Annotated in this window: 18 protein-coding genes, 1 tRNA gene and 1 rRNA gene; 10 read left to right on the forward strand and 10 right to left on the reverse strand. The window is 72.7% G+C overall.

Features of this window, described 5'->3' with window-relative positions; genetic code table 11:
- The first annotated feature begins 287 nt into the window (after positions 1 to 287).
- Both ACFY3I_RS42065 and ACFY3I_RS42070 read left to right on the forward strand, forming a co-directional pair.
- Positions 288 to 1859 (forward strand): ricin-type beta-trefoil lectin domain protein, encoded by a 1572-nt coding sequence (locus tag ACFY3I_RS42065; protein WP_390866253.1) that lies wholly within the window; start codon positions 288 to 290, stop codon positions 1857 to 1859.
- Positions 1860 to 2169: 310 nt separating this feature from the next.
- Complete coding sequence (locus ACFY3I_RS42070; RefSeq protein WP_365295996.1) at positions 2170 to 2655, forward strand: peroxiredoxin; 486 nt, start codon at positions 2170 to 2172, stop codon at positions 2653 to 2655.
- A 40-nt stretch (positions 2656 to 2695) separates the two neighbouring features.
- On the opposite strand, the gene ACFY3I_RS42075 is transcribed toward ACFY3I_RS42070, so the two are convergent.
- Positions 2696 to 5116, reverse strand: coding sequence for a SpoIIE family protein phosphatase (locus tag ACFY3I_RS42075; RefSeq protein WP_390866254.1), 2421 nt, complete (start codon positions 5114 to 5116; stop codon positions 2696 to 2698).
- A gap of 594 nt (positions 5117 to 5710) precedes the next feature.
- Here ACFY3I_RS42075 and ACFY3I_RS42080 point away from each other — a divergent pair.
- Positions 5711 to 6496, forward strand: coding sequence for an MHYT domain-containing protein (locus ACFY3I_RS42080; RefSeq protein ID WP_390866255.1), 786 nt, complete (start codon positions 5711 to 5713; stop codon positions 6494 to 6496).
- 184 nt (positions 6497 to 6680) lie between these two features.
- Here the strand turns inward: ACFY3I_RS42080 and ACFY3I_RS42085 are convergent, their stop codons facing one another.
- The 3 genes from ACFY3I_RS42085 to ACFY3I_RS42095 form a co-directional block, all read right to left on the reverse strand.
- Positions 6681 to 7328 (reverse strand): LuxR family transcriptional regulator, encoded by a 648-nt coding sequence (locus ACFY3I_RS42085; protein ID WP_390866256.1) that lies wholly within the window; start codon positions 7326 to 7328, stop codon positions 6681 to 6683.
- An 826-nt stretch (positions 7329 to 8154) separates the two neighbouring features.
- Positions 8155 to 9729: an ABC transporter substrate-binding protein gene (locus ACFY3I_RS42090; protein ID WP_390866257.1), complete on the reverse strand. Its 1575-nt coding sequence runs from the start codon at positions 9727 to 9729 to the stop codon at positions 8155 to 8157.
- A 275-nt stretch (positions 9730 to 10004) separates the two neighbouring features.
- Positions 10005 to 10685, reverse strand: a complete 681-nt coding sequence (locus ACFY3I_RS42095) for a hypothetical protein (RefSeq protein ID WP_390866258.1) — start codon at positions 10683 to 10685, stop codon at positions 10005 to 10007.
- Positions 10686 to 10827: 142 nt separating this feature from the next.
- On the opposite strand from ACFY3I_RS42095, the gene ACFY3I_RS42100 reads away from it, so the two are divergent.
- Both ACFY3I_RS42100 and ACFY3I_RS42105 read left to right on the forward strand, forming a co-directional pair.
- The gene (locus ACFY3I_RS42100; RefSeq protein WP_365296008.1) at positions 10828 to 11118 is read left to right on the forward strand and encodes a hypothetical protein; all 291 of its coding nucleotides are present in this window, start codon (positions 10828 to 10830) and stop codon (positions 11116 to 11118) included.
- Positions 11119 to 11149: 31 nt separating this feature from the next.
- Positions 11150 to 11800 carry a hypothetical protein gene (locus ACFY3I_RS42105; protein ID WP_390866259.1) on the forward strand — a complete coding sequence of 217 codons (651 nt, stop codon included), beginning with the start codon at positions 11150 to 11152 and terminating at the stop codon, positions 11798 to 11800.
- Positions 11801 to 11924: 124 nt separating this feature from the next.
- Here the strand turns inward: ACFY3I_RS42105 and ACFY3I_RS42110 are convergent, their stop codons facing one another.
- The 3 genes from ACFY3I_RS42110 to ACFY3I_RS42120 all read right to left on the reverse strand — a co-directional run bounded on the left by ACFY3I_RS42110 (position 11925) and on the right by ACFY3I_RS42120 (position 18659).
- The gene (locus ACFY3I_RS42110) at positions 11925 to 16379 is read right to left on the reverse strand and encodes an FtsK/SpoIIIE domain-containing protein (RefSeq protein WP_390866260.1); all 4455 of its coding nucleotides are present in this window, start codon (positions 16377 to 16379) and stop codon (positions 11925 to 11927) included.
- Positions 16380 to 16449: 70 nt separating this feature from the next.
- Positions 16450 to 16743, reverse strand: a complete 294-nt coding sequence (locus ACFY3I_RS42115) for a WXG100 family type VII secretion target (RefSeq protein WP_365296015.1) — start codon at positions 16741 to 16743, stop codon at positions 16450 to 16452.
- A 71-nt stretch (positions 16744 to 16814) separates the two neighbouring features.
- Positions 16815 to 18659 (reverse strand): hypothetical protein, encoded by a 1845-nt coding sequence (locus tag ACFY3I_RS42120; RefSeq protein WP_390866261.1) that lies wholly within the window; start codon positions 18657 to 18659, stop codon positions 16815 to 16817.
- Between the two features lie 158 nt (positions 18660 to 18817).
- Between ACFY3I_RS42120 and ACFY3I_RS42125 the strand changes: the two genes are divergently transcribed.
- From ACFY3I_RS42125 to ACFY3I_RS42145, 5 genes are all read left to right on the forward strand, one after another.
- Positions 18818 to 20356, forward strand: coding sequence for a hypothetical protein (locus ACFY3I_RS42125; protein ID WP_390866262.1), 1539 nt, complete (start codon positions 18818 to 18820; stop codon positions 20354 to 20356).
- A 123-nt stretch (positions 20357 to 20479) separates the two neighbouring features.
- Positions 20480 to 21055 carry a TetR/AcrR family transcriptional regulator gene (locus ACFY3I_RS42130; protein ID WP_390866263.1) on the forward strand — a complete coding sequence of 192 codons (576 nt, stop codon included), beginning with the start codon at positions 20480 to 20482 and terminating at the stop codon, positions 21053 to 21055.
- Between the two features lie 95 nt (positions 21056 to 21150).
- Positions 21151 to 21945 carry an SDR family NAD(P)-dependent oxidoreductase gene (locus ACFY3I_RS42135; RefSeq protein ID WP_390866264.1) on the forward strand — a complete coding sequence of 265 codons (795 nt, stop codon included), beginning with the start codon at positions 21151 to 21153 and terminating at the stop codon, positions 21943 to 21945.
- A 185-nt stretch (positions 21946 to 22130) separates the two neighbouring features.
- On the forward strand, positions 22131 to 23153 hold the full coding sequence (locus ACFY3I_RS42140; protein ID WP_390866265.1) for a methyltransferase: 1023 nt from the start codon (positions 22131 to 22133) through the stop codon (positions 23151 to 23153).
- 92 nt (positions 23154 to 23245) lie between these two features.
- Positions 23246 to 23836 (forward strand): TetR/AcrR family transcriptional regulator, encoded by a 591-nt coding sequence (locus ACFY3I_RS42145; protein ID WP_365296026.1) that lies wholly within the window; start codon positions 23246 to 23248, stop codon positions 23834 to 23836.
- A 47-nt stretch (positions 23837 to 23883) separates the two neighbouring features.
- Here ACFY3I_RS42145 and ACFY3I_RS42150 read toward each other — a convergent pair.
- The 3 genes from ACFY3I_RS42150 to rrf all read right to left on the reverse strand — a co-directional run.
- Positions 23884 to 23956: transfer RNA gene (locus ACFY3I_RS42150), tRNA-Thr, on the reverse strand.
- Between the two features lie 76 nt (positions 23957 to 24032).
- Positions 24033 to 24695, reverse strand: a complete 663-nt coding sequence (locus tag ACFY3I_RS42155) for a DegT/DnrJ/EryC1/StrS family aminotransferase (RefSeq protein WP_390866267.1) — start codon at positions 24693 to 24695, stop codon at positions 24033 to 24035.
- A gap of 113 nt (positions 24696 to 24808) precedes the next feature.
- Positions 24809 to 24900 (reverse strand): 5S ribosomal RNA (gene rrf / locus ACFY3I_RS42160); the annotation flags it as partial.

Consider the following 24900-nt stretch of genomic DNA (forward strand, 5'->3'; position numbering starts at 1 on the left):
AGCGGCCTCTGAGGTTCGCCGCCGAGATTAGGCAGAGCGGGCGGCGCCGGCCCCGCCCTGCCGCCGATCTCTGTCCCGGCGGGCAGACACCTGCGCCTAAGGGGCAGCTCCGGCCCGTGGACCGCCCCGGACGGTCCCGGCCGGGCCCGCCTCCCGCACGTCGGGACGCTGGGGAAGAGAGCCGGTCCACTCGGGCAACGTCGGCCCCTGTCAAAGCACTTGGCCGACAGGGCCGCCCTAGGGTCACTGCTTCGGAGACCACCAGGCGCTGAGGCGGGCGGACACACATGGCACAGAGGAACGGACTGCCGGAACAGGGCGGGGAGACGGCCGTCTGGGAGCAGCCGCTGCCCTGGCTCGGCGAGACCGGGAGCGAAACCGGGACCGAGACCGGGACCACGTCCGCGTCCGCGTCCGCGTCCGCGTCGCCGGATTCCGGAGCGGGGTCCCGGGAGCCGGCGACGGGCACGCCGGCCGGGCCGGGCTCGAAGGCCACGGACGGCGCGGGCGCCGAGGCGACGGCTCCCACCGCGAACACGTTCGGACACGGCGCCGTCGAGGCGGAACCGGACCCCGGCGCCGCAACGGCCGCGTCCGCGGCGACACCGGCGACCGAGGCGGGCAAGCACGCCCCGGCGACCGAGTTGGGCACGCCGACCCCGGCACCCACCGGACCGACCACCGCGCCGGGGGCGATCACACCCGGCCCGCCGGAGGAGACCGCGCCCCTGGTGGCGATGGCCCCGGCCACCGGTGAGGCCGGCCGGGACCGGCCGGAGACGGAGTCCGCTCCTGACGTGGACCACGGCCACGACCTCGGCCAGAGCCACGCCCTCGGCCAGAGCCACGCCCTCGGCCCCAGCCCCAGCCCCAGCCCCAGCCCCGACGGCAACGGCCACCCCGACGGCGACCACACCCTCGGTGCCGAGTCAGGCGCGGTGCGGGCGGGCCGCCTGTGGCTGTCCGCGGCCAGGGCCGGCACCGCGAGGACCGTCCGCGGCGGCGAGGCGGAACCGCCGGAGGGGCAGACCGAGCGCAACGTGCGGCTCGTCGGAGCCCTGACCGCGGTCTCCGTACTCGTGGCGCTCGGCGTGGGCACCGCCGCCTACGTGTCCGCCCCCGACGACGATGCCCAGCCGCGCGCCGCCCACGTCGGGGACGGCGTCGCCCCGGTGGCGACCGCCACCGGCGGTTCCCCGGTCCCGTCCCGGCCCGACGGCGCCTCGGCCCCGGCCTCCTCCCCCGGCTCCGGGCCGCACCGGCGGGACATCAGGCCGGCGACGGGCGCGGGACCCTCCGGCCGCCCCGGGTCCGGCGGCGCGCCCTCCGTCGCGACGGGCGGCGGCTCCCCGCACGCCGCCGGATCCGGCGGCACCAAGGCCGTCGACGCCTCGGTGTCCGGCAGGACGGGCGCCAAGGACCCGGGCCCGAGTTCCTCGCACCCGACAGCCACGCCCACCACCCGGACGGCGGCGCCCGGCGACCTGATCGTCGGGTACGGGTCCTCGCTGTGCGTGGGCGTCTCCGCCCACAAGGCGACGTCGGGTTCCTCGCTGACGTTGCAGAACTGCGGCGGCCAGGCCTGGGAGAAGTGGGTGTTCGCGGCGGACGGCAGCGTCCGGTCCATGGGACTGTGCCTGGACATCGCCAACGCGTCGGACGACGACGGGGCCGTCATCCAACTCGCGCGCTGCAACGGCGGATGGGCGCAGAGGTTCAACCTCAACAGCGCTCACGACCTGGTCAACACCCAGATCGGGAAGTGCGTCGACGCCAAGGACATGGGCACGGCCGCCGGTACCCGCCTGCAGTTGTGGGAGTGCGGAGGCACCTCCAACCAGAAGTGGCATCTGGGCTGAGCCCCCGGCACCGGCCGGCACGGCGGCCCGCTGGGCACGACCGCCCGGCCGGACCGCCGTGCCGAGGTCCCGGCTCCTCCCGACGCGACCGTGCCGCTGATCGCGGACGCGACCGTGAACGCCGCCGCGACCGTGCCCCTGACCGCCGACGTGACCGTGACCGCCGACGCCGTGACCCCCGACGTGACCGTGATTACAGACGCGTGCGACCCGCGTTCCTTTCGCAGAGATAGAACGTTCTATACAGTGAGGCGTGCAGCCGGCCCGGCGCCCCGCCGCCCGGCCTCACCCCCTTGCGAGAGGACCCGCCATGCCCGTGCCCGAGATCGGTACGCCCGCCCCCGACTTCACCCTCCGCGGCGTACTGCTGGGAGACGGCGGCACCGTCGAACGCCGTGACTACTCCCTGTCGGCACACCGCGGAGCCCCCGTCGTGCTGGCCTTCTACCCCGGTGACGAGTCGGCGGTGTGCACCAAGCAGCTGTGCTCGTACGCGTCCGACCTGGACCGCTTCCGCGACCTGGGGGCGAGCGTGTGGGGTGTGAACTTCAGCGACCTCGACAGCCACGAGAGCTTCGCGCGCAAGCGCGACCTGCGCTTCCCCCTGCTCGCCGACACCGACCGCTCGGTGGTGAAGACGTACGGCATCCAGCTGCCGGGCCTGGGCCTGAAGCGCTCGGTGTTCATCGTCGACGCCGACGGCATCGTGCGCTGGAAGCACGTGGCCCGCATCGGACTCACCTACCAGGACACCGAGACGATCACGAAGGAACTGGCGGCGCTCACCCGGCGCTGACCCGCGGCGCCGGCCCGCGGCCCGGGAATCCCGGCCGCGGTCAGGGCAGGTCCTGCTCCACCCAGATCGACTTCCCCGTGCTCGTGTAGCGGTAGCCCCACCGCTGCGAGGCCTGCGCCACCAGGAACAGGCCTCGGCCTCCCTCGTCCGTCGTCCTGGCATGGCGCAGCCGCGGTGACGTACTGCTGCCGTCCATCACCTCGCAGGTCAGCACCTTGTGCCGGATCAGACGCAGGCGGATGGGCGCCGATCCGTAGCGGATGCCGTTGGTGACCAGCTCACTGACGATGAGTTCGGTGCCGAACCGAAGGTCGCCCAGACCCCACTCGTCGAGCCGGCGGCCGGCCAGGGCACGGGCCTCGCCCACCGCGGCGGGGTCGTCGGGGATCTCCCAGGTCTCCACGTCGGAGGACGGCAGCGAGGCGGTGCGGGCGAGCAGGAGCGCGGCGTCGTCCTCGAGCGGGCGGGGCAACAGGGCGTCCACCGCCTGGTCGCACAGTTCCTCGAGGGGTGCGCCGGGACGGTTCAGGACGGAACGCAGCCCGGCCACACCCTCGTCCAGGTCCCGGCGCCGGTCCTCCACCAGGCCGTCGGTGAAGAACGCCAGCAGGCTGCCGCCCGGGCAGGGTATCTCCACGGACTCGAAGGGAGCCGCGCCCACGCCGAGCAGCGAACCGGCCGGGAGCTCGGGCACGAAGGTCGTCGCGTCGGGCCGGGTGACCACCGGTGCGGGGTGGCCGGCCGAAGCCATCGTGCAGGTCCGGGCGACGGGATCGTAGACGGCGTACAGGCAGGAGGCGCCGACCGCGCCCAGGAGGTCGGGATTCCCCTGGCCGCAGCCCTCGCGCGCGGGCTGCTCCTCGCAGATGCGGGTCACGAAGTCGTCGAGGTGGGCGAGCAACTCGTCCGGCGGCAGGTCCATGGCGGCGAGGGTGTGGACGGCGGCTCGGAGACGGCCCATGGCCGCCGTCGCGTTGACACCGTGGCCCACCACGTCGCCGACCACCAGGGCCACCCGGGCCGCGGACAGCGGGATCGCGTCCGCCCAGTCACCGCCGACGCCCGCTTCCTCCGAGGCGGGGAAGTAGCGCCAGGCGATCTCGACCGCCTCGTCTTCGGTGAGCCGGCCCGGCAGCAGATTCCGCTGCAACGACAGGGAGATCCTGCGCTCCTGGGTGAAGCGGTGCGCGGCGGCCAGCACCGAACTCCCGAGGGTCGCGAACTCCTCGGCGAAGGCCAGGTCACGCTCGGTGAACGGCTCCTTCCCCGGCGCCCGCAGGAAGGTGACGACACCGAGAGCGCCGCCGGCCGCGCACAGCGGGACCATGATCGACGAGTGCGACCCGGGTTCACCAACAGCCTCGGCGCTTTCCCGCGCGCCCTGGACCCGGGCGCCGGACGCCCCGGCGCAGGTCGCCCCCAGGACCCCCACTCCCCCGGTCAGGCAGCGGGCCGCCGGGGTGTCCGGGCCGCACTCGACCGCCTGGCCGTCGACCTGGCAGAGGCTCGGGCCCAGCTCCGGGACGGCGGTTCGGGCGGCGTGCCGGAGGCGGAAGGGGCCGTGCGCGGAGCTCCGGGGGATCTCGTCGCCCTGGACCACGGCGTCGGTGAGGTCGATGGCGACCTGGTCCGCGAACCCGGGCACGCAGATCTCCGCGAGTTCCCGGGCGGCGCGGACCGGATCCAGCTGTCTGCCACAGGCACGCGCCCTGCCCAGCATCAGCTCCCGCTGGTGTCTGTGCCACCGTTCGGTGACGTCCAGGACCAGGTAGCACAGGCCGGTGGGGGCGCCCTGCTCGTCCTCGAGCCGGAAGAAGGACGCCGAGTACATGTGCTCGCCGGCCGGGTCGGACAGGATGGGCCCGCGGTACTCGTAGTCGATCAGTGGTTCGCCGGTCTCGACGACCCGGCGCATCGCGACCTCGCCCGCGGCGGCCTCCTCGGAGGGGAAGACCGCGCTGAGCGTGCGTCCCAGCCGGTCCGCCACCCCGGAGGCCCGCACCAGGGCCTCGTTGACCCAGGTGTACCTCAGGTCCGTGTCCATCACGGCCATGCCGACGGGCGAGTGCGAGAGCAGGCCGTCCAGCAGCGACCGGTTCACCCCCGACAGCGTGCCGCGGCCCGGGGAGGACAGCGTCAGCAGTCGGTGTTCGCGATCCGCGGCGCCGCCCAGCGCACACAGGCACGCCCCGGCCCCGAACTCGTGTCCGGCACGGTGGCGGAACCGCAGGGACCCGCTCCAGTCGCCGTTCTCCGGCAGCCGCGGCCGCTCGCCCGGTGCGAGCAGCACGTCGACCGGGCGGTCCAGGACCTCCTCGCCCCGGTGGCCGAGGAGCGCCTCGGCCCCCTCGGACCATCCGACGACCTTTCCCGCGCGATCGAGCAGGACGGCGGCCGGAGCGACTGCGGGTCCGGCCGGCTGCCGAGGGGCGGAACTTCTGTCGTTCGGAACCGCGGTCATGGCATTTCCGGCCCAACAGGTCGTAATGGTTTTCGACACGCTTCGGCTGTGCTGATTCCACTCCTTCACCAGTCTGTGTGAACGGCCGCACGATCGCCACATCTGTATTCACTGGGCCGTCCGGCCGGGCGCGGGCAGAGTCGCTCCCGGGGGCCCGGGCGGCGGGCGCGATTCCTCGGTCCGGGAGGGCGCGCGGGAGGTCCGGCGCCGGTCACGGCGGTGCCGGCCGGGGCGGGCGCCGGTGCGAAGTTCCCCAAGGGGCAGTCTTGTTGACCGTCTCGCCGTTCTCCCCGGACCCGTCTCCCCGTCACAATGTGTATGGCCTGGGCAGATTGCAAACGTTCCGGATCGAATCCGCCGCTCGGCCAGACCGGACGAATTCCCGGCCCGGCCGAACCGGACGACGAACACCCGGGCCTTCTCTCCCCTTTCAGCCGTGGCGTCAGGGGCTGTCTCACGCGTCGTCGTCGTGACGCGCTGTTCGTTCTGAGTGGGAGTCCGGCCTTGGGCCACCAAATTCTCTGTACGCATGTGCTTTTTCCCGTTCTCGCCTGCGCGGCCGTCTGTGTGTGCGCGTTCCAGGGGTGGGCCTGCATGGCCCGCTTCCGGGCGCGGACGCGGGCCGGGCACACCTGGCTCGCCCTCGCCGCCCTGGCGCTCGGCGCCGGCCTGTGGGGCATGAGCACGATCACGGTGCTCGGCTACGGCGTGCCGGGCGGCACGACGCGCCACGACACCCCGCCGACGGTGCTCTCCGCGGTGGCCTGTGCCGGTTCGGCGGCGCTCGGCCTCGTCCTGGCGGAGCGGCGGCGGACCTGGCCGGGCCTGTGCGCCGCCGGCGTGACGCTGACCTGCGGGCTCACCGTGGCGCACGTTCTGGAGACCGCGGCCCTGGGCGCGCACCCGCTCTTCCACTCGTCCCTCGGCGCCGCTTCGGCCGCCTTCACCCTCGGTGCGGTGGCGGTGACGGGCATCCTGTGGCTGACGGTCACGGTCCGGACCGGGACCCGGGCCGGCGGGGGTTGTCTGCCGGCGGCGGCGCTCCTGTGCGCGGCGCAGTACACGGGTCTCGCCGCGCTCACCGGGCCGGTCCCGAGCGCGCCCGCCGGTGCCCACCGGGGCCTCGGCGGCCCCGGCCTGTCCGTCGCGGTGGCGGCCGTGCTGACGCTGGTGGTGCTGACGGTCGCCTTCAACCTGTACGTCACCCCGGTCGAGGACGTCCGTGGCGCGCCGGCGCCCCTGGTCACGCGCGAGATGCCCGCCTACCTGCTGGTGGACGACGACGCCGGTGTCCGGCGGACCGTCGACCGGCCGGCCCCGGTGACCTCGGGTGCCGACCGGGCCGTGGAGGCCGGTCCCGTACTGCGCGTCGGCGGCTGAGCCCGGCCCCACCACCACCGGCCGGACGGCCGGCCGCCCCATCCGCGCCCGCGCGGTCGGCCGCCCGGTCCGCGCCCCGGCCGGCCGCCCCATCCGCGCCCGTGCGGCCGGTCGGCTCGGGGACAGAAACCTTTCTTCGGCGGGGCGGCCTCCCCCGCCGGCCGGATCGCGGGACCCGGGCCGGCTACAGCGCGCCTATCCGCATCGCGTAGGCCACCGCGTGCGTGCGGTTCCGCAGATTCAGGCGCCGCGTGACCGCGAAGATGATGTTCTTGATGGTGCGCTCGGAGTAGTTGAGCCTGGCCGCGATCTCGGTGGTGTCCAGTCCCTCGGCGAGCAGCCTCAGAACCTCGACCTCCCGGCCCTCGAAACCACCCGGCAGAACCGGCCCGGTCGGATCACGAAGCAGCGTGCGCAACTCCTCGACCAGGGCTCTGAGCAGTTCCCCCGGCATCTGCGCGCCGCCCGCCCTGCTGTTCAGCACGGCCTGCAGGATCTCCGGGAATCCCGTCTGCGCCCGGGGCAGCACGCTGACCAGGCCGTGCCGTACGGCCCTGGCCAGGCGCGGCTTGCTGATGCGGTCGGCGACCAGCACGATCCGCATCTCGGGATTGGCCGAGACCGCCGCCGCCTCCTCCATCCAGGCCATCGTCCCCTCCGTCACCTCGTTCGCCAGGAGCAGGACGACGTCCGCGCGGGCCATCTGGTCGGGCGGCAGCAGCGTGGCCCCTTCCGACCTCTGCAGGAAGACTTCGGCGCCCTGCAGGGACACCGGATCGGCGGCCCTGACGACGATCGATATCGCGGCCGGAGCCTTCTCCTTGTGGGTCAACGCACGTCCTCCAGGATCGGCGCGACGTGGTCTCGGCGCACGATCGCGGTGATGTGGGGGTGGTTCCGAAGGGTTGGGCCCTCGCCGTGTGGTCACCGGCCGGGCGGAGCCCGGAGGCCGGACGACCGGCACACTTGTGCGGCGCCGCCTGGGCGCCCGCGCCGAGAACCGCTTCGGATGGTCGGTCAGCATGCTCGTTCGCCGCCCCGCGGGGCGGCTCGGTGATCTTCAGTTCCGGATGCCCGCCGGGAGGGCGGGCGGGGTGCGGTCGCGACCGGGGGGACGGGCCCGGGGTGGCACCCTCGCCACCTTCAGGACGCCCGGTCGGCCGACCGGGAATCGACACGGTCCGGGTACGGCGGCAACCGCCGGCGGGCTACCACGCCATGCCGGGAGTCAGGGGTCCGACGTCCCGGCCGGCGCCGTGGGACGCCCGTCGCGACGACGCGTCCCCCGGTGTCCGCGGCGCGTCCGTCGCGGTGCGACGGCCTTGCGCGAACCCCCGCGCATCGGCGCGCGGACATCCGGGCGCGCCAGTCGCATTTCCGTACATTCCCACCGTCGTTCCACGCGACAACGCTTGTTCGTTCCGTGGGACCATACAACCGCTATTGGCCGGCGCCGATCGCAAGACGTCTTCGGATAATGAGAGTTGCCCTTTCGCGCGGCATCGTTGCGCGATCGGATCAACGAAACGGCTACTCATAGGTAGGTCTACGCGCATTCAAACAGGTGCGCGGCCCCCACCATGCCACCGGGCTTGCCGGCCGGGCGCCTCCGCCCGGCCGGCAAGCCCGGTGAACCGTCGTACCGAACCGCCGCCCTTTCACGTTTTGTAGAGCTCCCAGAAACGGAACACCGTGGAGACGTCCAGGCAGTACACGTAGCCCTCGATGTCGGAGTGGATGACCGCGTACTGCTTCGCCTGCCAGATCGGCAGCATCGGCACCCGGTCCGCCACGATGTCCTGAATCTCACCGAAGTCGGACGCGGTGCGCGCACGGTCGCTCGAGGTCGCCGTACGCGGAATGAGCTTCCGCGTGATGGTCGAGTTCTCGAAATTGTTGTCCAGTACGTTCTTCGATCCGAAGAACGGTGCGGTGAAGTTCTCCGGGTCCGGATAGTCGGGAAGCCAGCCCTTGACGTAGACCCCGTATTTTCCGGCGGCTATGTCCTTTTCGTACTGGCCGTACGGGACGGACCGCATCCGGGCGTCGAACAGACCACTGGCGTTCAACTGTCCGGCGATCGCCGCGAGCTCGCCGTCCGTGGCGGATCCGTAGCGGGACGGGGTGGACCACAGGGTCAGCTTCACCTTGTCGGTGATGCCCTCCGCGCGCAGCGCCGCCTGCGCCCGGGAGCGGGAGGGGTCCGCGCCGTACCGGTCGAAGAACGCGGTGTTGTGGCCGACCAGACCGGCGGGAACGATCGAGTACAGCGGGATCGCCGTGCCCTTGTACACGCTCCGCACCAGTGCGTTCCGGTCGAGCAGGAAGGCGATCGCCCGGCGGACGCCCAGCCGGCCCACCACCGGGTCGTCCATGTTGAAGACCAGGTCCTGGACCTCCGCGCTGCTGCCCTCGACGACGTCGATACCGCCGTGACCACCGGGTCTGTCCAGGTCGTCGATGTCCTCGGCACTCAGTCCGCGGTAGGCGACATCGACGTCCCCGGCGGTGAGAGCGTCCTTGAGGGCACCTCGTCCACCGTGGAAGAACTTCAGGGTGACACCGGAGTTCTTCACCTGCGCGGTGCCCTGGTACGCGCCGTTGACCGAGAAGGTCGCCTGCTTCCCGTCGAACGAGTCCAGCGTGTACGGCCCGGACCCGACGACGGCGTGGTCCCGCCTGAGCGAGCCGGCCGGATATTCGTGCCGGTCGACGATGGATCCGGCGCCCGACGCGATCTTGCTGGGAAACGTGGCGTCGGGGGTGTTCAGGTGGAAGACGACGGTCCTGTCGTCCAGCGCTTCCACCCTGTCGAGCGACTGGAACATGACCGCCGGGCCCGCCGGATCGTCGATCCTGCGCAGTCGGTCGAAGGAGAACTTCACGTCGTCGGCGGTAAGTGGATCGCCGTTGCTGAAGTGCAGTCCGTCCTTGAGGGTGCAGCGGTAGATCCGGCTGCGGCCGTCCGTGAAGGAGCACCGGTCGGCTGCGTCGGGTTCGGGATCCGCTCCCCCGTTGGGGAAACTGAGCAACGACTGGAAAACGTTGTTGAAAAGCAGCCAGGAACCGGGGTCGTAACCGGACGCGGGGTCGGTCGCCAGAACGTCGTCGGACATTCCGACCACCACAGGGGCACCGCCGGCCGAACCGATGCCGGACCCGCAACCGGTCAACAAGGCGGACGTCATCCCCATAAGAACAGGCAGGATCGTCCACCTGCTGCGCTTGCTCACTTGAGATGCCTTCTTCTGCTGTGGTTTTACTGGGTTTTACTTGATCGGGTTTCTATCAGCCGTCGGCCAGGGAAATGGCCGTGCCAAAGCGGTGAGGACCGTTGGGGCAGCAAGTGGTGACGCACAGGCAGCGTCGGAGACGCCCGTGGTGAACTCCCCTGCGCACCCGCCTTCGGCACGCCAGGGATCGGACGTGCCGAGGAGTTCCGGGAATTCCGGAGAAACCGGTTCGGCCCGGGAAGGGCGGGCCGTGCTCCGCCCCAGGGGCGGCCGGGTCAGCCGGACACCTTCTGGCCCGTGGCACCGGCCGCGAACCACTTGCCGTCGACGCCCTGCCCGTTCAGGTCGCCGGCCCCGGTGTCGCCGGAGTAGCGGTAGAGGGGCAGGCCTCCCACCGTGATCTGCACCTTGCCGTCCTGCCGGCGGATCGCGGCGACCTGCTTGGGGTCCACGCCCGCCAGATAGACGTTGCCGCCCTCCTTGACGGTCACCGGGGGCCACTTCACGGCACAGGCGTCGTTGCAGTCCGACTCCCCGGAACCGGCGGTGTCGCCGTCGAACCGGTAGAGCGCCGCCTGGTTGATGTTGATCAGGTGGGGTGCCGGCAGCCCCGGCGAGGTCACCGCCGACAGCTGTACCCACTTCGGCGGGGTCTCCTGCACCACCGCGCCGACCACGGTGCCGCCGGTGCCGCTGAGGCCGGCGTCCTGTGCCGTGGTGTCCAGCACCCGCAACGCCGAGTTGCCGCCGCCCTGCCCCGGCGCGGCCGTCGTGGGGGCGGCCGAGGTCGCGGCCGGGGCGGGGGCCGCGGTGGACGGGCCGCCGCTGTCACCGATCTGGATCGTCTTGCCGCAGGCGGTCAGGCTCGCCGCACCGCACACCGCGAGGGCGGTGGCGACGACGGCACGGCGCTGGGCGGTGCCGGAAGACAGCAGGCCGCTGAGAAACGAAGTCATGCCGGACACACGGCACAGCGCCCGGCGAGGGTTCAACGCGGTCCCGAACCGCGCGGCCTCGCCGCCCGGTTGAACGATCCGGCCCCCCGGCCTCGTGTGCCTCGCGATCCGGACGGCCGGCGCACAGGAACGGGAGCCGGGCATGACGAGAATTCACATCCCCGAGGACGCGCTCACGGACGGCGCGCAGCGCATGCGCCTCGTCCACGACAACATCGACATCGGGCGCACCGCCTTCGACTTCGACGCCGCCTTCGGACACGAGCTGTCCAGCGGCTCCGCACAGAACTTCGAGGACCGGTGGAACGACGGCAAGCACCAGCTGCAGAAGCAGGTGAGCGGCATCATCGACGCCATCACCCAGATCGTCGACGCCGTCGCCGAGACCGACCGGCGCTCGGCGGCGAGTCTCGACGGCGCCCGGGACGACTGACCTCCCCCACGGACACGGCGAAGGGTGACCGATGAGCACGGCACAGCGATTCCTGCTGGAGGTCCCCGACGGATGGGACCAGTTCGACCTGAGCGGCGAGCAGCTGGCACGGGCCCGCGCCCGCGCTCTCGCCACGACCGACGACCCGCGGCGGAAGGCCGAGATCAACGACATGTTCCGGCAGGGCCGCGAGGTGACCCGAGCGGCACGCCGCTACGGGGCACTGCTCGCCTCGGGCACGGCCACCATGTACCCGGAGGGGCTCTTCATGGCGTACGCCATGGTCTTCGCCGTCACCACGCCCGAGGGTCAGGACCTGACGCTGCCCGTGCTGTCGGCGCAGCTGGGTACCTCCTCCGGCATCGCCGGGGCACCGGAGGACCGGGTGATCAGCTCGGTGGAGGTGCCCCATGTGGGGCAGGCGGCGCGCGTGACCGGCACCGAGCTGACCCGGGTGACCGCGGACATCTCCGTCAGACTGCTGACGATGCACACGATGATGCGGGTGCCCGGCACCGCCCGGGACTTCCTGATGGTCTCCCTCGCCAGCCCCAACCTGCCGTTGAAGAACGAGGTGTACGACCTCTTCGACGCCGTCACCAGCACGTTCCGCTTCCTGACCGGCGACGGCGCCCAGATCCCCACGCGGGCGGACGACCGGCGGGAGAGCACCGCCGGCTGAATCCGCGGAAGGGATCCGGACGTCGCAGGGGGCAGCCGTCGTCAGCGCGGCCGCCCCCTGTACGTGACGTGCGTCCCGCTCGACGGTGGGACGCGGTTCGGAGCGGCACCCGCCTCGCCTCGTCCTAGCGCTCCACCTCCGGGTACGGCACCTGCACGGTCCTGAGTACCCCGTCGCCCAGGTGCAGCAGGCCGCGTCCCGGTTGCGGGGCCCGGCCGACGACACCGCGGCTCAGCTTCACGCCGATGACCTCCCCGTCGCCGAGTCCCTGCGGGGAGAGGAGCATGCCGGTGCGGTTGCGCTTCACCTGCCCCATCCAGCCGGCCAGGCTCAGCGACAGCGACTCGGCGTTGCCGGCCGCGAGCACGCCCCAGCCGGTTCCGGCGCCGCCGCGGGCGAGCAGCGCGAGGTCGGAGTCGATCTCGGCGCCCATGAAGAGCTCGGCGTCGTCGACCACGATCACGCCGCACTCCTGCGAGACCTCGTTGAGCGCCTGCCGGAAGTCGCCCACCGGCACCTCCGCGTCGGTGACGACGGCCACCACGCCCGGACGCCCCCGCAACTCGCGCAGCGGGGAGCGCCGCGGCGCCAGCACGATCAGACCCGTGCCGGCCGCCAGCAGCGACTCCGCGGCCGTCCGCAGGGCGGAGCTGCGGCCGGTGCGCGGCGGACCCGCGATCACGAAGGTCGGCACGTCCGCGAGATCGGGGCCGAGCGAGGTCAGGGTGTCCCCGCCGACCGCCACCAGGGGCCGCATCGGTCCGGCCTCGGTGTGCAGCGCGAGAGCGTCGGCGTAGGGGATCCGGTCGGGCAGGGCGTCCAGCCCGGGCGCCCGGCGGGCGGCCGGGACCGCGGCCTCCCGCTCGGCGAGCCGACGGCCCAGCGCGGCCAGGATCTCGGCCTGCGCGGTGCCCGCGAGGTCCTCGCCGAGCACGGCGATCTGCGCCTCGGCGAGGTCCTGGGGGCGGATGCCCCGGCCGGGCGGCGGGTCGGACGGCGCCGACCTGGTGGGTATGCCGACGCCGGAGTAGTCCTGGCGGTCGTTGAGCCTGAGGACGATCTTGTCCTCGGTGGTGCCGGAGAAGCGGCTGCCGCCGAGTACCCGGTCACCGGCCAGGACCACGTGGACACCGACGCCCGCACCGTCGCGCAGCAGCCGCAGCAGCCGCTCCAGGTAGCTGCCGTTGTCGTACGAGGTGAACTCGCGCTCGAAGACCTCGAACCGGTCGACCAGCACGACGATGTGCGCGAGACGCTCGTCGGGGCGCTGCCCGCGCCGTAGTTCGGCCAGGTCGGCGGTGCCCCGTGAACCCAGGATTCCCTGGCGCGCGGTGAGTTCGGCGCCGAGGCGGTCCAGCAGCCGTCCCAGCCGCTCGGTCTGGGTACGGTCGACGACGGCACCGCAGTGCGGCAGTTCGGTGAGCACGTTGAGCGCCCCGTTGCCGCAGTCGATGCCGTACAGGTGCACGTCGTCGGCTCCGTGGGCCTGACCGATCGCGGCGGCCAGCGTACGCAGGGTCTGGGAGCGACCGCTGCGGGGCGAGCCGATGACGTGCAGATGACCGGTCCGGTCGAGGTCGAACGTGAGCGGCGCCCGGCTCTGCCGGGCGGGCAGGTCGACCGTGCCGTACGCGACCGGAGGCAGTGCCGCCGCGCGTTCCGCGGTGGGCTTCGGATCGGGTGCCGGGCTCCACGGCAGCAGCGCGGGCAGAGCCGGCAGCCACGGGCTCGGCCGGCGCGGCACCCCGGCGAGCGTGGCCGCCTCGGCGACGGCCCCGACCAGCACGGCGAGGTCGGTGACGGCCTCGACCCGTGCGGCCGTCGATCCGGCGCCTGCCTGCGGATTCGGCAGCGGACCGCCGAGATCGCTCCAGGACACCGCCGCCGCGTCGACCGGCACCTCCACGCCCGTGGCGGGCAGCCCACCGGGGCGGCGGCCGCCGACGCGCCCGGACTGGAACGGCAGCAGCGCCGAGGGGCCCAGCCGGGCGTAGGCGCGGCCGGGGTTGGCCGGGGAGATGTCACCGGAGTCGGGGGCGTCGATGATGTCGCGGCTCTCACCGGTGTCGGTGGTGCGCAGCGCGATCCGCAGGTTGGTGTTGGCCCGGATGTCCGGGGTGACCGCACCGCCGGGCCGCTGGGTGGCCAGCACCAGGTGGATGCCCAGGGACCGGCCCCGCTGCGCGATGTTCACCAGGCCCGATACGAAGTCGGGCAGTTCGCGGACCATGGAGGCGAACTCGTCGATGACCAGCACCAGTCGGGGCAGCGGTGCCAGGACGTTCCCGCCCCGCAGCCGCCTGTCGAGATAGTCCTCGATGTCCTTGGCGCCCGCCTGGGCCAACTGCGTCTCACGGCCGCGCAGTTCGGCGCCGAGGGAGACCAGGGCCCGCTCCACCAGCCGGGTGTCCAGGTCGGTGACCAGACCGACCGTGTGCGGCAGGTCCGCGCACTCGGCGAACGCGCTGCCGCCCTTGTAGTCGACCAGCACGAACGTCATCTCGTCGGGCCGGTTGACCACCGCGAGGGAGGCGACCAGGGTCTGCAGCAGTTCGGACTTGCCGGAGCCGGTGGTGCCGGCGATGAGGGCGTGCGGGCCGTCGCGCACCAGGTCGACGGCGAACTCGCCGTCGTAGCCGACGCCGAGGACCGCCCTCGTGGACCGGCCGCCCAGGGCCCAGCCCGCCGCCAGCGCCCGGGCGGTGGGCGGCTCGATCCCCAGCAGGTCCAGCAGCCGCACCGATCCGGGCAGCGCGCTCTCGTCGCTGTCGCCCACGCCCCTCAGGGGGGCGAGCGCCCGCGCGAAGTCCTCGTACCAGTCGGGCTCCGGGAAGTCACCGCGCACGTTCTCCAGCGCGGCGGCGGAACCGGTGCGCACCCTGACGGTGCCGGTGCCAGTGCCAGTGCCGGTGCCAGTGCCGGTGCCGGTGCCGGTGGCGCTGGCGGTGCCGGTCCCGGTGACGACGACGGCGCCGCACTCCTCGGGCAGCAGCCGCTCCTCGCGGTCGATGCAGAGGACGTGCACGCCCACCGCGGGGCCGTCGCGCAGCAGGGCGATCACACCGGGCAGGGAGCGGGCCCGCCGGGCCTCCTCCAGGACGACGAGGATGTCCGGGTCGCCGCCCGCACCGCCGCGGGAGACGTCGGGTCCGGCCGCGCCGCGGGCGGCGACGATCTGGCCGAGTTCGCCGATGCGGCGGGCCAGCGAGTCCGCGGTGGTGCCGATCAGCGCGTAGGCGTCCTCGGCCTGGGGCCGGCTGTGCGGCAGCCAGCGCGTCCACGACCAGTCGCGTTCACCGGCCGGTCCGGCGAGGACGACGATGCGCAGGTCGGCCGGGCTGTGCAGGGCGGCGGCCTGGGCCGTCAGCCACCCGGCCAGCCGGGTCGCGCCCGGACCGGCCACACCCGCCACACCGACCCGCCGCAGGGGCAGGGCCACGGGCACCTGGTTCAGCAGGGGCACGGTGGTACGCCGGTGCTCCTCCTGCTCCGGGTCGTCGACGCTCACCGCGGACGGCAGGTCGGTGGTGCCCGCGCGCACGGCAAGGAAGTCGGGGTCCTGCCGGCGGCGTTCCCACAGCCGCTCCGACGGCCGGGCCGCCATCTGCAGCAGGGCGGCCGGATCGGGCAGGGAGAGGCGGAGGTTGCGCTGCTCGTCCAGGACGGCTGCGTCGATGTCCGCGCGGACCGCGGCCACGGCCCGGTCGTACTCCTCCCTCTTCTCCCGGTACTTCAGCATCGCCTGCTTGCGCCCGCCGAACTGGGTGACCAGAGCGGCGATCGGGGAGAGCAGCGCGATGAAGACGAACGACCACCGGTGCGTGACGAGGATGGCGATCGCGGCACTGCCCGCCGGCAGCAGCAGGATCGGCAGCAGGGGAACGGGCCGCCTGTCCGGTTCGACGGGAGGCGTGGGCAGCCGGAACCTCGCCCCCGGCGCGGGCGGCAGGAACCTCGGCGGCCGGTTGAACTCCAGGCCGAGCCCGTCCTCCGCCGCGACCAGCGGGGCGCGCGCCGTCCGGCCGGAGCTGAGTTCCAGCAGGATGGTGCCGACGGCGAGCTGGCTGCCCTCGCGCCACGGGGAGGGGTGCCGCGAGGGCCTGCCGTCGAGCAGCGCGCCCTCGCTGTCCAGCAGTTCGGCGCGGCCGTCGAGGTGGACGCGTACCCGTGCCGCGAGCGCCGGGGCACCCTCGGGCAGGCGGATGCGGCAGTCCGGGGCGGTGCCGATGCCGTAGTCGCCGGGGACCAGGCGGTAGGTGGTACCCGCGCCCGGCCCGGAGACGATCCGGACCTCGGTACGGCCCTCGGGCTCGGCCACCCCGGGAACGGGAGCGCCCAGCCCCAGGTCCATGCCGTCCCGTACACCCGCCGCCTGGAGCGTGCTGCCCGGGGCGACCGGCAGCGGGCCGATGTACAGGGCCGGCCGGGACGCGGCGGTGCCGTCGGCCTCCGGGTACCCGACGGCGCGGGCCAGTTCGGACGCGAACGCGCCCGCGGTGGCGGTGGGTTCCGTCCGCACGGAGACGGTGGTGGACACCCCCTCGGTCCGCGGATCACGAACGCTGACGGTCAGTCGCACTGCTCATCGTCCTTCTCGAGTAGCGGTGGGTGCGGCCCGCACGCCGGGGCGGCGGGCCGGGCCGGACGGGTCAGGACAGGGCGGAGCCGAGCTGGCTGTCGGTCTGGTCGAAGGCCTCACCGACGGTCTTCACGTACTGGCCGATGCCCTGCAGGCCCTGGTTGACCTGCTCGAAGCCCTTGGCGAACTCGTCGAAGAACGGCGAGAACCTCTGCTGGGCGGCCGGGGTGCTGTAGCCGTCGGCGAGCAGGCTGGTGATCTTGCCCCTGACCTCGTTCAGCTTGTCCTGGAGCTGGGAGAAGTCGTTGAGCAGAGCCTGCGAAGTGGAGGACGTGGTGTCGGAGTTGACGCTGTAGTTGGGCACGGGAGTACTCCTTGCTGATGGTTGGTGCCGTCCATCCGTTCAGGGATGGAGAACTGGAGGTGCGCGCCGCCCTATCCGCCCTGCCCGCCGGCCGGCGGCCCGGGAGGCGCCCCCACGGACGGACCGTCCACGACGGTCGGCGACGGCGGCAGCGGTACGTCGACGGGATCCACGGCAGACGCGGCACCGCCCCCACCGGGCGACGCGACCGGCCGCGGGTCCGGGGCAGGCGGAGTGACCGGACGCGGATCCGCAGGAGGCGGTGTCACCGGGCGCGGATCTGCAGGAGGCGGTGTCACCGGGCGCGGATCTGCAGGAGGCGGTGTCACCGGGCGCGGATCCGCGGGAGGCGGCGTCACCGGACGCGGATCCGGCAGCGGAGGTGTCACCGGACGCGGATCCGCGGGAGGCGGTGTCACCGGGCGCGGGTCCGGCGGCGGGGTCGGCGGAGTGGTAGGCGGCGTCGGGGTCACGGCAGGGCGCGGGTGTCCCTTGAGGGGGATCAGCGCGCCGACGCTGTCGACGCCGCGTCCCGAACTCGCCTTGCCGAGCGCACCGGTGGCGAGTTTCGCGGCTCCGTTGGCGATCTCCCCGGCCGCGACCTCCTTGGGGTCACCGCCCTGTGCGACGCCGATCCCGATCTTCGCCCCGACGCTCGCGCCCTCCTCGAAGAAGCTGCCGAGCTGGTCGGAGACCCGCTTGCCCAGGGAGTCGCCCGGCACGGGCTCCGTCGTGTTGCCGAACCGGCCGGGCCGGCCCTCCGCCACCTCGGGAACCCCTCGTATCCTGCCGGCGCCGCTCGCCAGCCCCTTGGCGAGCGCTCCGCCGACGGCACCGGCCGCGGCTCCGCCGAGCACGCCCGCGGCGGTGAGCTGGTCGTGGTTGGCGGCCTTGGCGGCCGCCTCGATGCCCGCGTTGAGCGCGAACTTCTTGCCGATGTCTACGAGGGCGTCACCGAAGGACCTGCCGAAGGAGGTCCCGAGGAAGCCTCCGAGGAGCCTGCTCTCGGTGAGCGACCTGCCGATGTCACCGATGCTGCCCGTCGCCCTCTTGATCAGGGGCAGGTTCCGCACCGACGCGGCGAGCGCGGGACTGATCGCCTCCGCGAGCCGCCCGCCGACCTTGAGGAGCTGGCCGCCGGGAACGATGCCGAGCAGACCGGTCACGAAGTCACCGGCCTTGATTCCCCCCGTCTGACTCGCCACCACTTGGTTGAAGACGAACAGCGCACCGCCGAGCAGCGCCGCGGCCACGGGGAAGAAGACCGCGAGGACCGCCACCGCGATGGACAGGAGGATCTGGAAGAACGGGAACTCCTTGAAGAAGTCGGCGATCACCTGGAAGACGTTCCGCGGCGGGATCGCCTCGTCCGCCGCCTGGTCGAGCACCTGGACGAGCCGGCGCTGCGCACTCTCCCGCAGCGTCCTGGCCTGCTCCGCCAGACTCCGGGCCGCACTCATCTCGGCCTGTCCCTCGTCGACGGCGTCCTGGGTCGCCCGTGCCCGCGCCCGCTCCTCCTCGGTCGCGTCGGCGCCCACCGCCGGCACGGCCTGACCCGCCTGCGGCGCGGCGGCCCGCGCCCGGTCCACGGCCTGGTCGAAGAGCCCCTGCGCCTCCTCCAGCCGGGGAACGTACTCGCTGTAGGCCTGCGCGGCGTCGTGGTAGGACGTCCGGGTCCTGTCCAGCTTGTCCGGCAGGTCGTCGCCGATCTTCGCCCTGAGCGCGTCCATCGCGTGCCCGGCGCCCTCGGAGATCGCCCCGTCCTGCCTGACGATGCCCAGTGCCCGCTCCGCGTCGTCACCGATGCTCCGGTAGCGCCGCACGATCTGCAGGATGATGCCGGGGTCGCCCGGTGCCGGGTCCGAGTCCATCCCGAGGAGCCGGAAGTCCTCGGGGCTCGAGTGCCGACGTGCCATCGCGGTTCCCCCGGTCCGTTGCGTGTGCCGTGTGATCGCGAGGTACACGGGACCGGGCTCGTGGAGGGTTCAACCCTCCCGTGCCGGGTTCGAACGTTCCGGCCGCGCGGCCCCGTGTAGTCGGTGCAACGCGATACCGGACGACATGGGTGGACACGATGAGCAACGGCGCGGGCCAGGTGCCCGACCACCGGCCGAGAACCGTCACGGCGCATTGGATCTGGCGGGTTCTGCTGCGCGCCCTGACTGCCTTGTCGGCGGTGTTCCTGGTGGTGACGGGCACCGCCGGCACCTCCGAGGCGGCGCCTCCCGGCGACGATCTGATCAAGGTGTTCGTGGTCCAGGACCCGGCGCGGACCGGCGGGCAGCCGGCCACCCTGCGGTCGGTGGCCGAGGCCACGCTGGGTGACCCGGCGCGGGCCGGGGAGATCTTCGACCTGAACCGCGGTCTGGCGCAGAGGGACGGCGGCGCCCTCGGCAGCCCCGACGACCAGCTGCGTCCGGGGTGGATTTTGCGGCTGCCTCAGGACGCGTCGGGCTCCGGGGTGCGACTGGCCAGGGACCCCGGGGCCCCTGGCGACGCCCCGGCTCCGGCGGACGACGCTCCCCGGGCCTCCGCTCCCCCTTCCTCGGGGCCGACGTCTCCGCCGGCCGCCGGCGACGAGCGGACCACCGTGCTCACCGTCCCCCTGGCGGCCGCGCTCGCGCTGTTCGGCGTCGTCCTGCTGGCCCTGGTCACCGCGGGGATCGTGGGCCGCCGGACGGTGGTGGCCGGATTCGCGGCGGCCGGCAGGGGCCTGGCGAGGCTGGGCGAACCCGCCCGTCGGCGCCGCCTGCTGGCGAACCGGCGGACGGTCGCCCGCCGGTTCGCGACGGACACCGTCTCCGTGCGGCGCGCCTACGACGCCCTCGGCGAGTTCGCCGCCACCGGCCGCGAGCCGGAGACACCGGTGCACGCGCTGGGCGTCGACGACACCGGTACGACGGTGTGGCTGTCGGCGTCGGACTCGGCAGGTGCGCCGTGGACGGCCGTCGACGCCACGCGCTGGCGGCGCCCCGCCCCGGCACCCGGTGCCACGCCGACGGCCACGGCCACACCCACACCCACACCCACACCCACACCCACACCCACACCCACACCCACACCCACGGCTGGGAGCGGCACGGTCCCGCTGCCGGTTCCCGACACGGCCTGCCTGGTCCGAGCGGGTGCGGACGCCGACGGCCGGCCGGTCTTCGTCGACCTCAGCCGCCTGGACGGGGTCCTGAGCGTGACCGGTGAGAAGCCGGTGGCGCGTGACGTCGTACGGAACCTGCTCGCGGAGATCGCCCGCACCCGCCCCGGCACCCCGGTGACGCTGCTGCGGGGGACGCCCGGCGCTCCCTCGATCGCCGTGCCGCCGGGCCTGCGGCAGCTGCCGCACGTCGCTCCGCCGGGCGTGGCCGCTCCGGCCCCGGCGCGGGGCACGGTCCGCGGTGCGGCAGCGCGCCGGCCGCTCCAGGGGCTGGTGGTGGTCGCGGGAACGCCCGGCGAACGGGAGGCCGCCGAGCTGGCGGCCCTGTGCGGGCCGGGCGGCGCGGGCTGGACCGGGCTCGTCTGCGGCGAGACGCGGGACGCGCACTGGCGGTGGTACACCGACGCCGAGGGCCGCGTCGACATCCCGATGCTGGACCTGAGGCTCACGGTTCCGGCCTGAGCGCGGGCCCGCGCCCGCGGCGACCAAGGACGCCGGGCGCGGGCCTTCCTGGTCCCACTCCCGACCGGTGCGGAGCCGGCCATAGTTGATTGACTATTCCATATCGCGCGTTAGGCTGACGCCATGGCACGTACCAGGGAGTTCGACATCGACCAGGCCGTAGACCGCGCCATGGACCTGTTCTGGCGCCGTGGCTACGCCGAGACTTCCCTCCAGGACCTGCTGCAGGAGCTGTCCATCGGCAGCGGCAGCTTCTACGCGGCCTTCGGCTCCAAGGAACAGCTCTACATCCGCTCCCTGGACCGCTACGCCTCCCTCCAGGCCGACGACCTCGGGAAGGCCTTCGACGAGACGACCGAGATCCGGACCGCCGTACGCCAGGTCCTCACCTCCCTCATCGAGGCGGATCTGGCCGACCCTTCGCGCGGCTGCCTCGTGGTGAACGCCTCCACGCAGTGCGGCGACCAGCCCTCGGCCGCCGACCGCGTCACCGCCGCCCTCCGTCAGGTCGAGTCCCTGCTGTCGGGTGCCCTGGAGCAGGCGCAGGCGCGGGGTGAGCTCTCCGCGGACAAGGACCCGCGGAAGCTGGCCCGTTATCTCACCACGTTCGTCCAGGGGCTCCGCGTCGTCGGCCGAGGACGGATGGGGCGCGAGTTCGCGGAGGACGCCCTGTCCGTCGCGATGCGCGCACTGGACTGATCACCGAGTGGACGCACCGGTCCGCTCTCACCGCGCCGACACGAGGGAGACACCCTACGATATTTATGTATTGACCACTCCAGAACGGGGATGTCATGGACCTCCACCTAGAGGGCAAGGTCGCCGTCGTCACCGGAGCCAGCAAGGGCATCGGCCTGGCCCTGGTCCGCGGACTCGCCCGGGAGGGCGTCAAGGTGGTGGCGGGCAGCCGCACCTCCACCCCCGAGCTGGACGAACTCGCCGCCGCACACGACGTCACGATCGCGGCGGTCGACCTGGCCACCGCCACGGGCGCGGAGACCCTGATCCAGCGGGCCGTGGAGCGCCACGGGCGCCTGGACATCCTCGTCAACAACGTGGGCGCCGCCGATCCCCGCGAGTCCTTCCTCGAGATCACCGACGACGACTGGCAGAAGGTCTTCGGTCTCACCTTCCTCAGCGCCGTGCGCACCAGCCGCGCCGCCCTCCCGCACCTGGTCGCGGCCGGGGACGCGACGATCATCAACATCACGTCGGTCAACGCCCGGCTGCCCTTCCCCATGGTGGTCGACTACTCGGCCGCCAAGGCCGCGCTCACCAACCTGAACAAGGCGCTCTCCGAGGAGTTCGCCCCGCAGGGCGTCCGCGTCAACGCGATCGCCCCCGGACCGGTCCGCACCCCCTTCTGGACCGCACCCGGCGGCTTCGCCGACGCCACCGCCGCGGCCGCCGGCACCACCGCCCAGGAAGCCCTCGACGTCGTCGTACCGCAGAGCATGGGCATCACCTCCGGCCGCATCACCGAGGCACACGAGGTCGCCGACCTCGCCCTCTTCCTCGCCTCTCCCCTCGCCGCCAACATCACCGGAACGGAAACCGTCATCGACGGCGGCCAGATCAAGACGCTCTGACAGCCGCACCCGGCCCGGCGGGGACCGGCCCCGGGGCACCCCTTCGACGGACTGCCCGATAAGGCAATTCAGGTGGTCAGAGGGCTCTTCCCGGCCGTCGCCCGCACTCGCCCCGCAGTTCCGCGGCCCGGCACGCCTCCACATCTGTTTAGCATTCAACTTCCAACCCTCAGATGGAGACACACATGCCGGTCAACGACCCGATCACCCCTGAGCCGCTCCTCCAGCTCGGCCTGGGCTTCATGGCTTCCAAGACGCTTCTCAGCGCGGTCGAGTTGGGAATCTTCACCACGCTGGCCAACGGTGGCCGCTACCGGGAGTCGCTCGCGGCCGAGGTGGGCCTGCACCCCAGGTCGTCCGAGGACTTCCTCGACGCCCTGGTCTCCCTCGGCGTGCTGACCCGCGACGCGGACGGCATCTACCGCAACACCCCCGCCGCGGACGTGTTCCTGGACCGCGCGAAGCCGTCGTACGTGGGCGGCATCCTGGAGATGGCCAACAACCGCCTCTTCGGCTTCTGGAACAACCTCACCGACGCGCTGCGCACCGGCACCCTGCAGAACGAGGTCGCACACAGCGGCGCCCCCTTCTTCGCCACGCTCAGCCAGGACCCGGTCGCCTGGCGGAACTTCCTCAACGGCATGAACGGCGTCAGCACCCCCCTCGCCGCCGCGCTCGCCGCCGACTTCGACTGGACCGGCCGCCGCCACGTCGTCGACCTCGGCGGAGCCCTCGGCGCCGTACCGGCCGCCGTCCTGCGCTCGCACCCGGACATCACCGGCGCCGTCTTCGAACTTCCCCCCGTCGCACCGGTGTTCGCGGAGTTCGTCGCCGCCCACGGCCTGGCCGACCGCCTCGCCTTCCACGGCGGCGACTTCTTCACCGACCCGCTGCCCGAGGCCGACGTCTACGTCATGGGCCAGATCCTCCACGACTGGAACCTGGAACAGCGCCGGTTCCTGCTCAAGAAGGCCTACGACGCCCTGCCCGAGGGCGGCACCCTCATCGTCTACGACGCCATGATCGACGACGAGCGCCGCCACAACACGTACGGCCTGATGCTGTCGCTCAACATGCTCATCGACACCGAGGGCGGATCCGAGTACACGGTCGCGGACGTCACCGAGTGGCTCCAGACCGCCGGCTTCGCCAAGGTCGAGGCCCGCCCCCTCATCGGTGGCTACACCGCCGTCCACGCCACCAAGTAACACCCTTCCACGCGCCGGACGCGCAGGCGGCCCGGACGCGAGGCGGGCGGCCTGTGCCCCGCCCACGAGACAGACCGTTCTATGCTGGTGGCATGTCGAAGGCCAAGGACGACGTGTCCGCACCGGTTCGCCCCTCCCCGGCCCGTGAGCGGCTCCTGACCACCGCGAGCCGGCTCTTCTACGGCGAGGGGATCCGCGGGGTGGGAGTCGACCGCGTCATGGCCGAGGCAGACGTGGCGCGGGGCACCTTCTACCGGCACTTCGACGGCAAGGACGACCTGGTACGCGCCTACCTGCAGGCCACAGACCGCCGGATCCGCGAGCGCGTCGACATGGCGGCCAGGGAGATCACCTCTCCCGCCGACTTCCTCGCCGCGGTCGCGTCGGGCATCGGTGCGGAACTGTGCGGCCCGGGATTCCGGGGCTGTCCCTTCATCAACGCGGCGGCCGAGTACCCGGACACCGGGAGCGCGGTCCACCAGGCGGTGCTGGAACACCGCGCCTGGTTCCGTGAGGTGCTGCGGGACGCCTTCGGGCGGCTCGGTGCGACCGCTCCCGAGCGGTCCGCGGACGCCATGGTGGCGTTGCGCGACGGTGCGATGGTGGCCGGATACCTCGGTGATGCCCAGGACGCCGGCGCCGTCCTGGTGCACGGGGTCACCGTTCTGGTCTCGGCACGCTGAACGGTACGAAAAAGCCCCGCCCGAAAGGGCGGGGCTTTCCTTCGCGGAGCCCCCAAACGGAATCGAACCGTTGACCTTCTCCTTACCATGGAGACGCTCTGCCGACTGAGCTATAGGGGCCTGTCGCCTTTTCGAGGTTTCCCCCGTGGCAACGGAATAGATCATACCCTGAACAGAGCCGGGTTCCCAAACTCGTTCAGAAGGCGGGCTGAAGAAGTCCGCCGAGCGCGTTGCAGGCGGAGACGATCCGCTGCATCTCCCGCTTCGTCAGCGAGGCGTCCACGGGCAGCGACAGCGTTCCGTCGGCGGCGAGTTCGGTCTCCGGCAGTGAGACGCAGCGCCGGAACTCCGGCAGCCGGTGCACGGGGGTCTTCACCGGCACCCGGCAGTCAACTCCCTTGCCCCGCAGAGCCCGAGCGAAGGCGTCCCGGTCGGGCCGGCCGTTCCCCGGCACCCGCACGACGTACTGCTGGTAGGTGTGGCCGTCGCCGCCGTCCGGCGTGCCGACACCGCGCAGCTTCGCGTCGAGGTAGGAGGCCCGCTGCCGCCGCTGCGCGATCTCGTCGTACGGCGCCTCGGACTCGCCCTGTTCGAGCACCAGCAGCCCGTGCCGCTGCCCCAGCGCGTGGAACCGCCGGATGTCGGCCCACCGTCCGAACCGGTGCACGACAACCACGGCCGCGGTCCGGGCAGTTACCGACGCCTCCACCGCCGTGACGTCGAGGCAGTAGGTCACCGGATCTATGTCGGCGAACACCGGAAGCGCGCCGGCCAGCGTCACGGCCTCGGCGACTTCCACGTTCCCGAAGGCCGGCACGATGACCTCGTCGCCGACTCCGACACCGGCGGCCCTGAGCATTGCAGCAGTACCCATGCCGTGATGCTCGGTGCGCAACGTGAACTTTGCGTTACGCATACCAAAAAAGGGCTGGACCCGGAACGGAAGTTCCGGGTCCAGCCCTTTGAATGATTGTTCGGCGGTGTCCTACTCTCCCACAGGGTCCCCCCTGCAGTACCATCGGCGCTGTAAGGCTTAGCTTCCGGGTTCGGAATGTAACCGGGCG

The sequence above is a fragment of the Streptomyces sp. NPDC001068 genome (genome assembly GCF_042897315.1).
Lineage (GTDB): Bacteria > Actinomycetota > Actinomycetes > Streptomycetales > Streptomycetaceae > Streptomyces.

Coding starts and splice junctions, on each gene's coding strand:
- ACFY3I_RS42065 (WP_390866253.1), top strand. CDS start 288: ATGGCACAGAGGAACGGACTGCCGGAACAGGGCGGGGAGACGGCCGTC.
- ACFY3I_RS42070 (WP_365295996.1), top strand. CDS start 2,170: ATGCCCGTGCCCGAGATCGGTACGCCCGCCCCCGACTTCACCCTCCGC.
- ACFY3I_RS42075 (WP_390866254.1), bottom strand. CDS start 5,116: ATGACCGCGGTTCCGAACGACAGAAGTTCCGCCCCTCGGCAGCCGGCC.
- ACFY3I_RS42080 (WP_390866255.1), top strand. CDS start 5,711: ATGGCCCGCTTCCGGGCGCGGACGCGGGCCGGGCACACCTGGCTCGCC.
- ACFY3I_RS42095 (WP_390866258.1), bottom strand. CDS start 10,685: ATGACTTCGTTTCTCAGCGGCCTGCTGTCTTCCGGCACCGCCCAGCGC.
- ACFY3I_RS42100 (WP_365296008.1), top strand. CDS start 10,828: ATGACGAGAATTCACATCCCCGAGGACGCGCTCACGGACGGCGCGCAG.
- ACFY3I_RS42105 (WP_390866259.1), top strand. CDS start 11,150: ATGAGCACGGCACAGCGATTCCTGCTGGAGGTCCCCGACGGATGGGAC.
- ACFY3I_RS42120 (WP_390866261.1), bottom strand. CDS start 18,659: ATGGCACGTCGGCACTCGAGCCCCGAGGACTTCCGGCTCCTCGGGATG.
- ACFY3I_RS42125 (WP_390866262.1), top strand. CDS start 18,818: ATGAGCAACGGCGCGGGCCAGGTGCCCGACCACCGGCCGAGAACCGTC.
- ACFY3I_RS42130 (WP_390866263.1), top strand. CDS start 20,480: ATGGCACGTACCAGGGAGTTCGACATCGACCAGGCCGTAGACCGCGCC.
- ACFY3I_RS42135 (WP_390866264.1), top strand. CDS start 21,151: ATGGACCTCCACCTAGAGGGCAAGGTCGCCGTCGTCACCGGAGCCAGC.
- ACFY3I_RS42140 (WP_390866265.1), top strand. CDS start 22,131: ATGCCGGTCAACGACCCGATCACCCCTGAGCCGCTCCTCCAGCTCGGC.
- ACFY3I_RS42145 (WP_365296026.1), top strand. CDS start 23,246: ATGTCGAAGGCCAAGGACGACGTGTCCGCACCGGTTCGCCCCTCCCCG.
- ACFY3I_RS42155 (WP_390866267.1), bottom strand. CDS start 24,695: ATGCTCAGGGCCGCCGGTGTCGGAGTCGGCGACGAGGTCATCGTGCCG.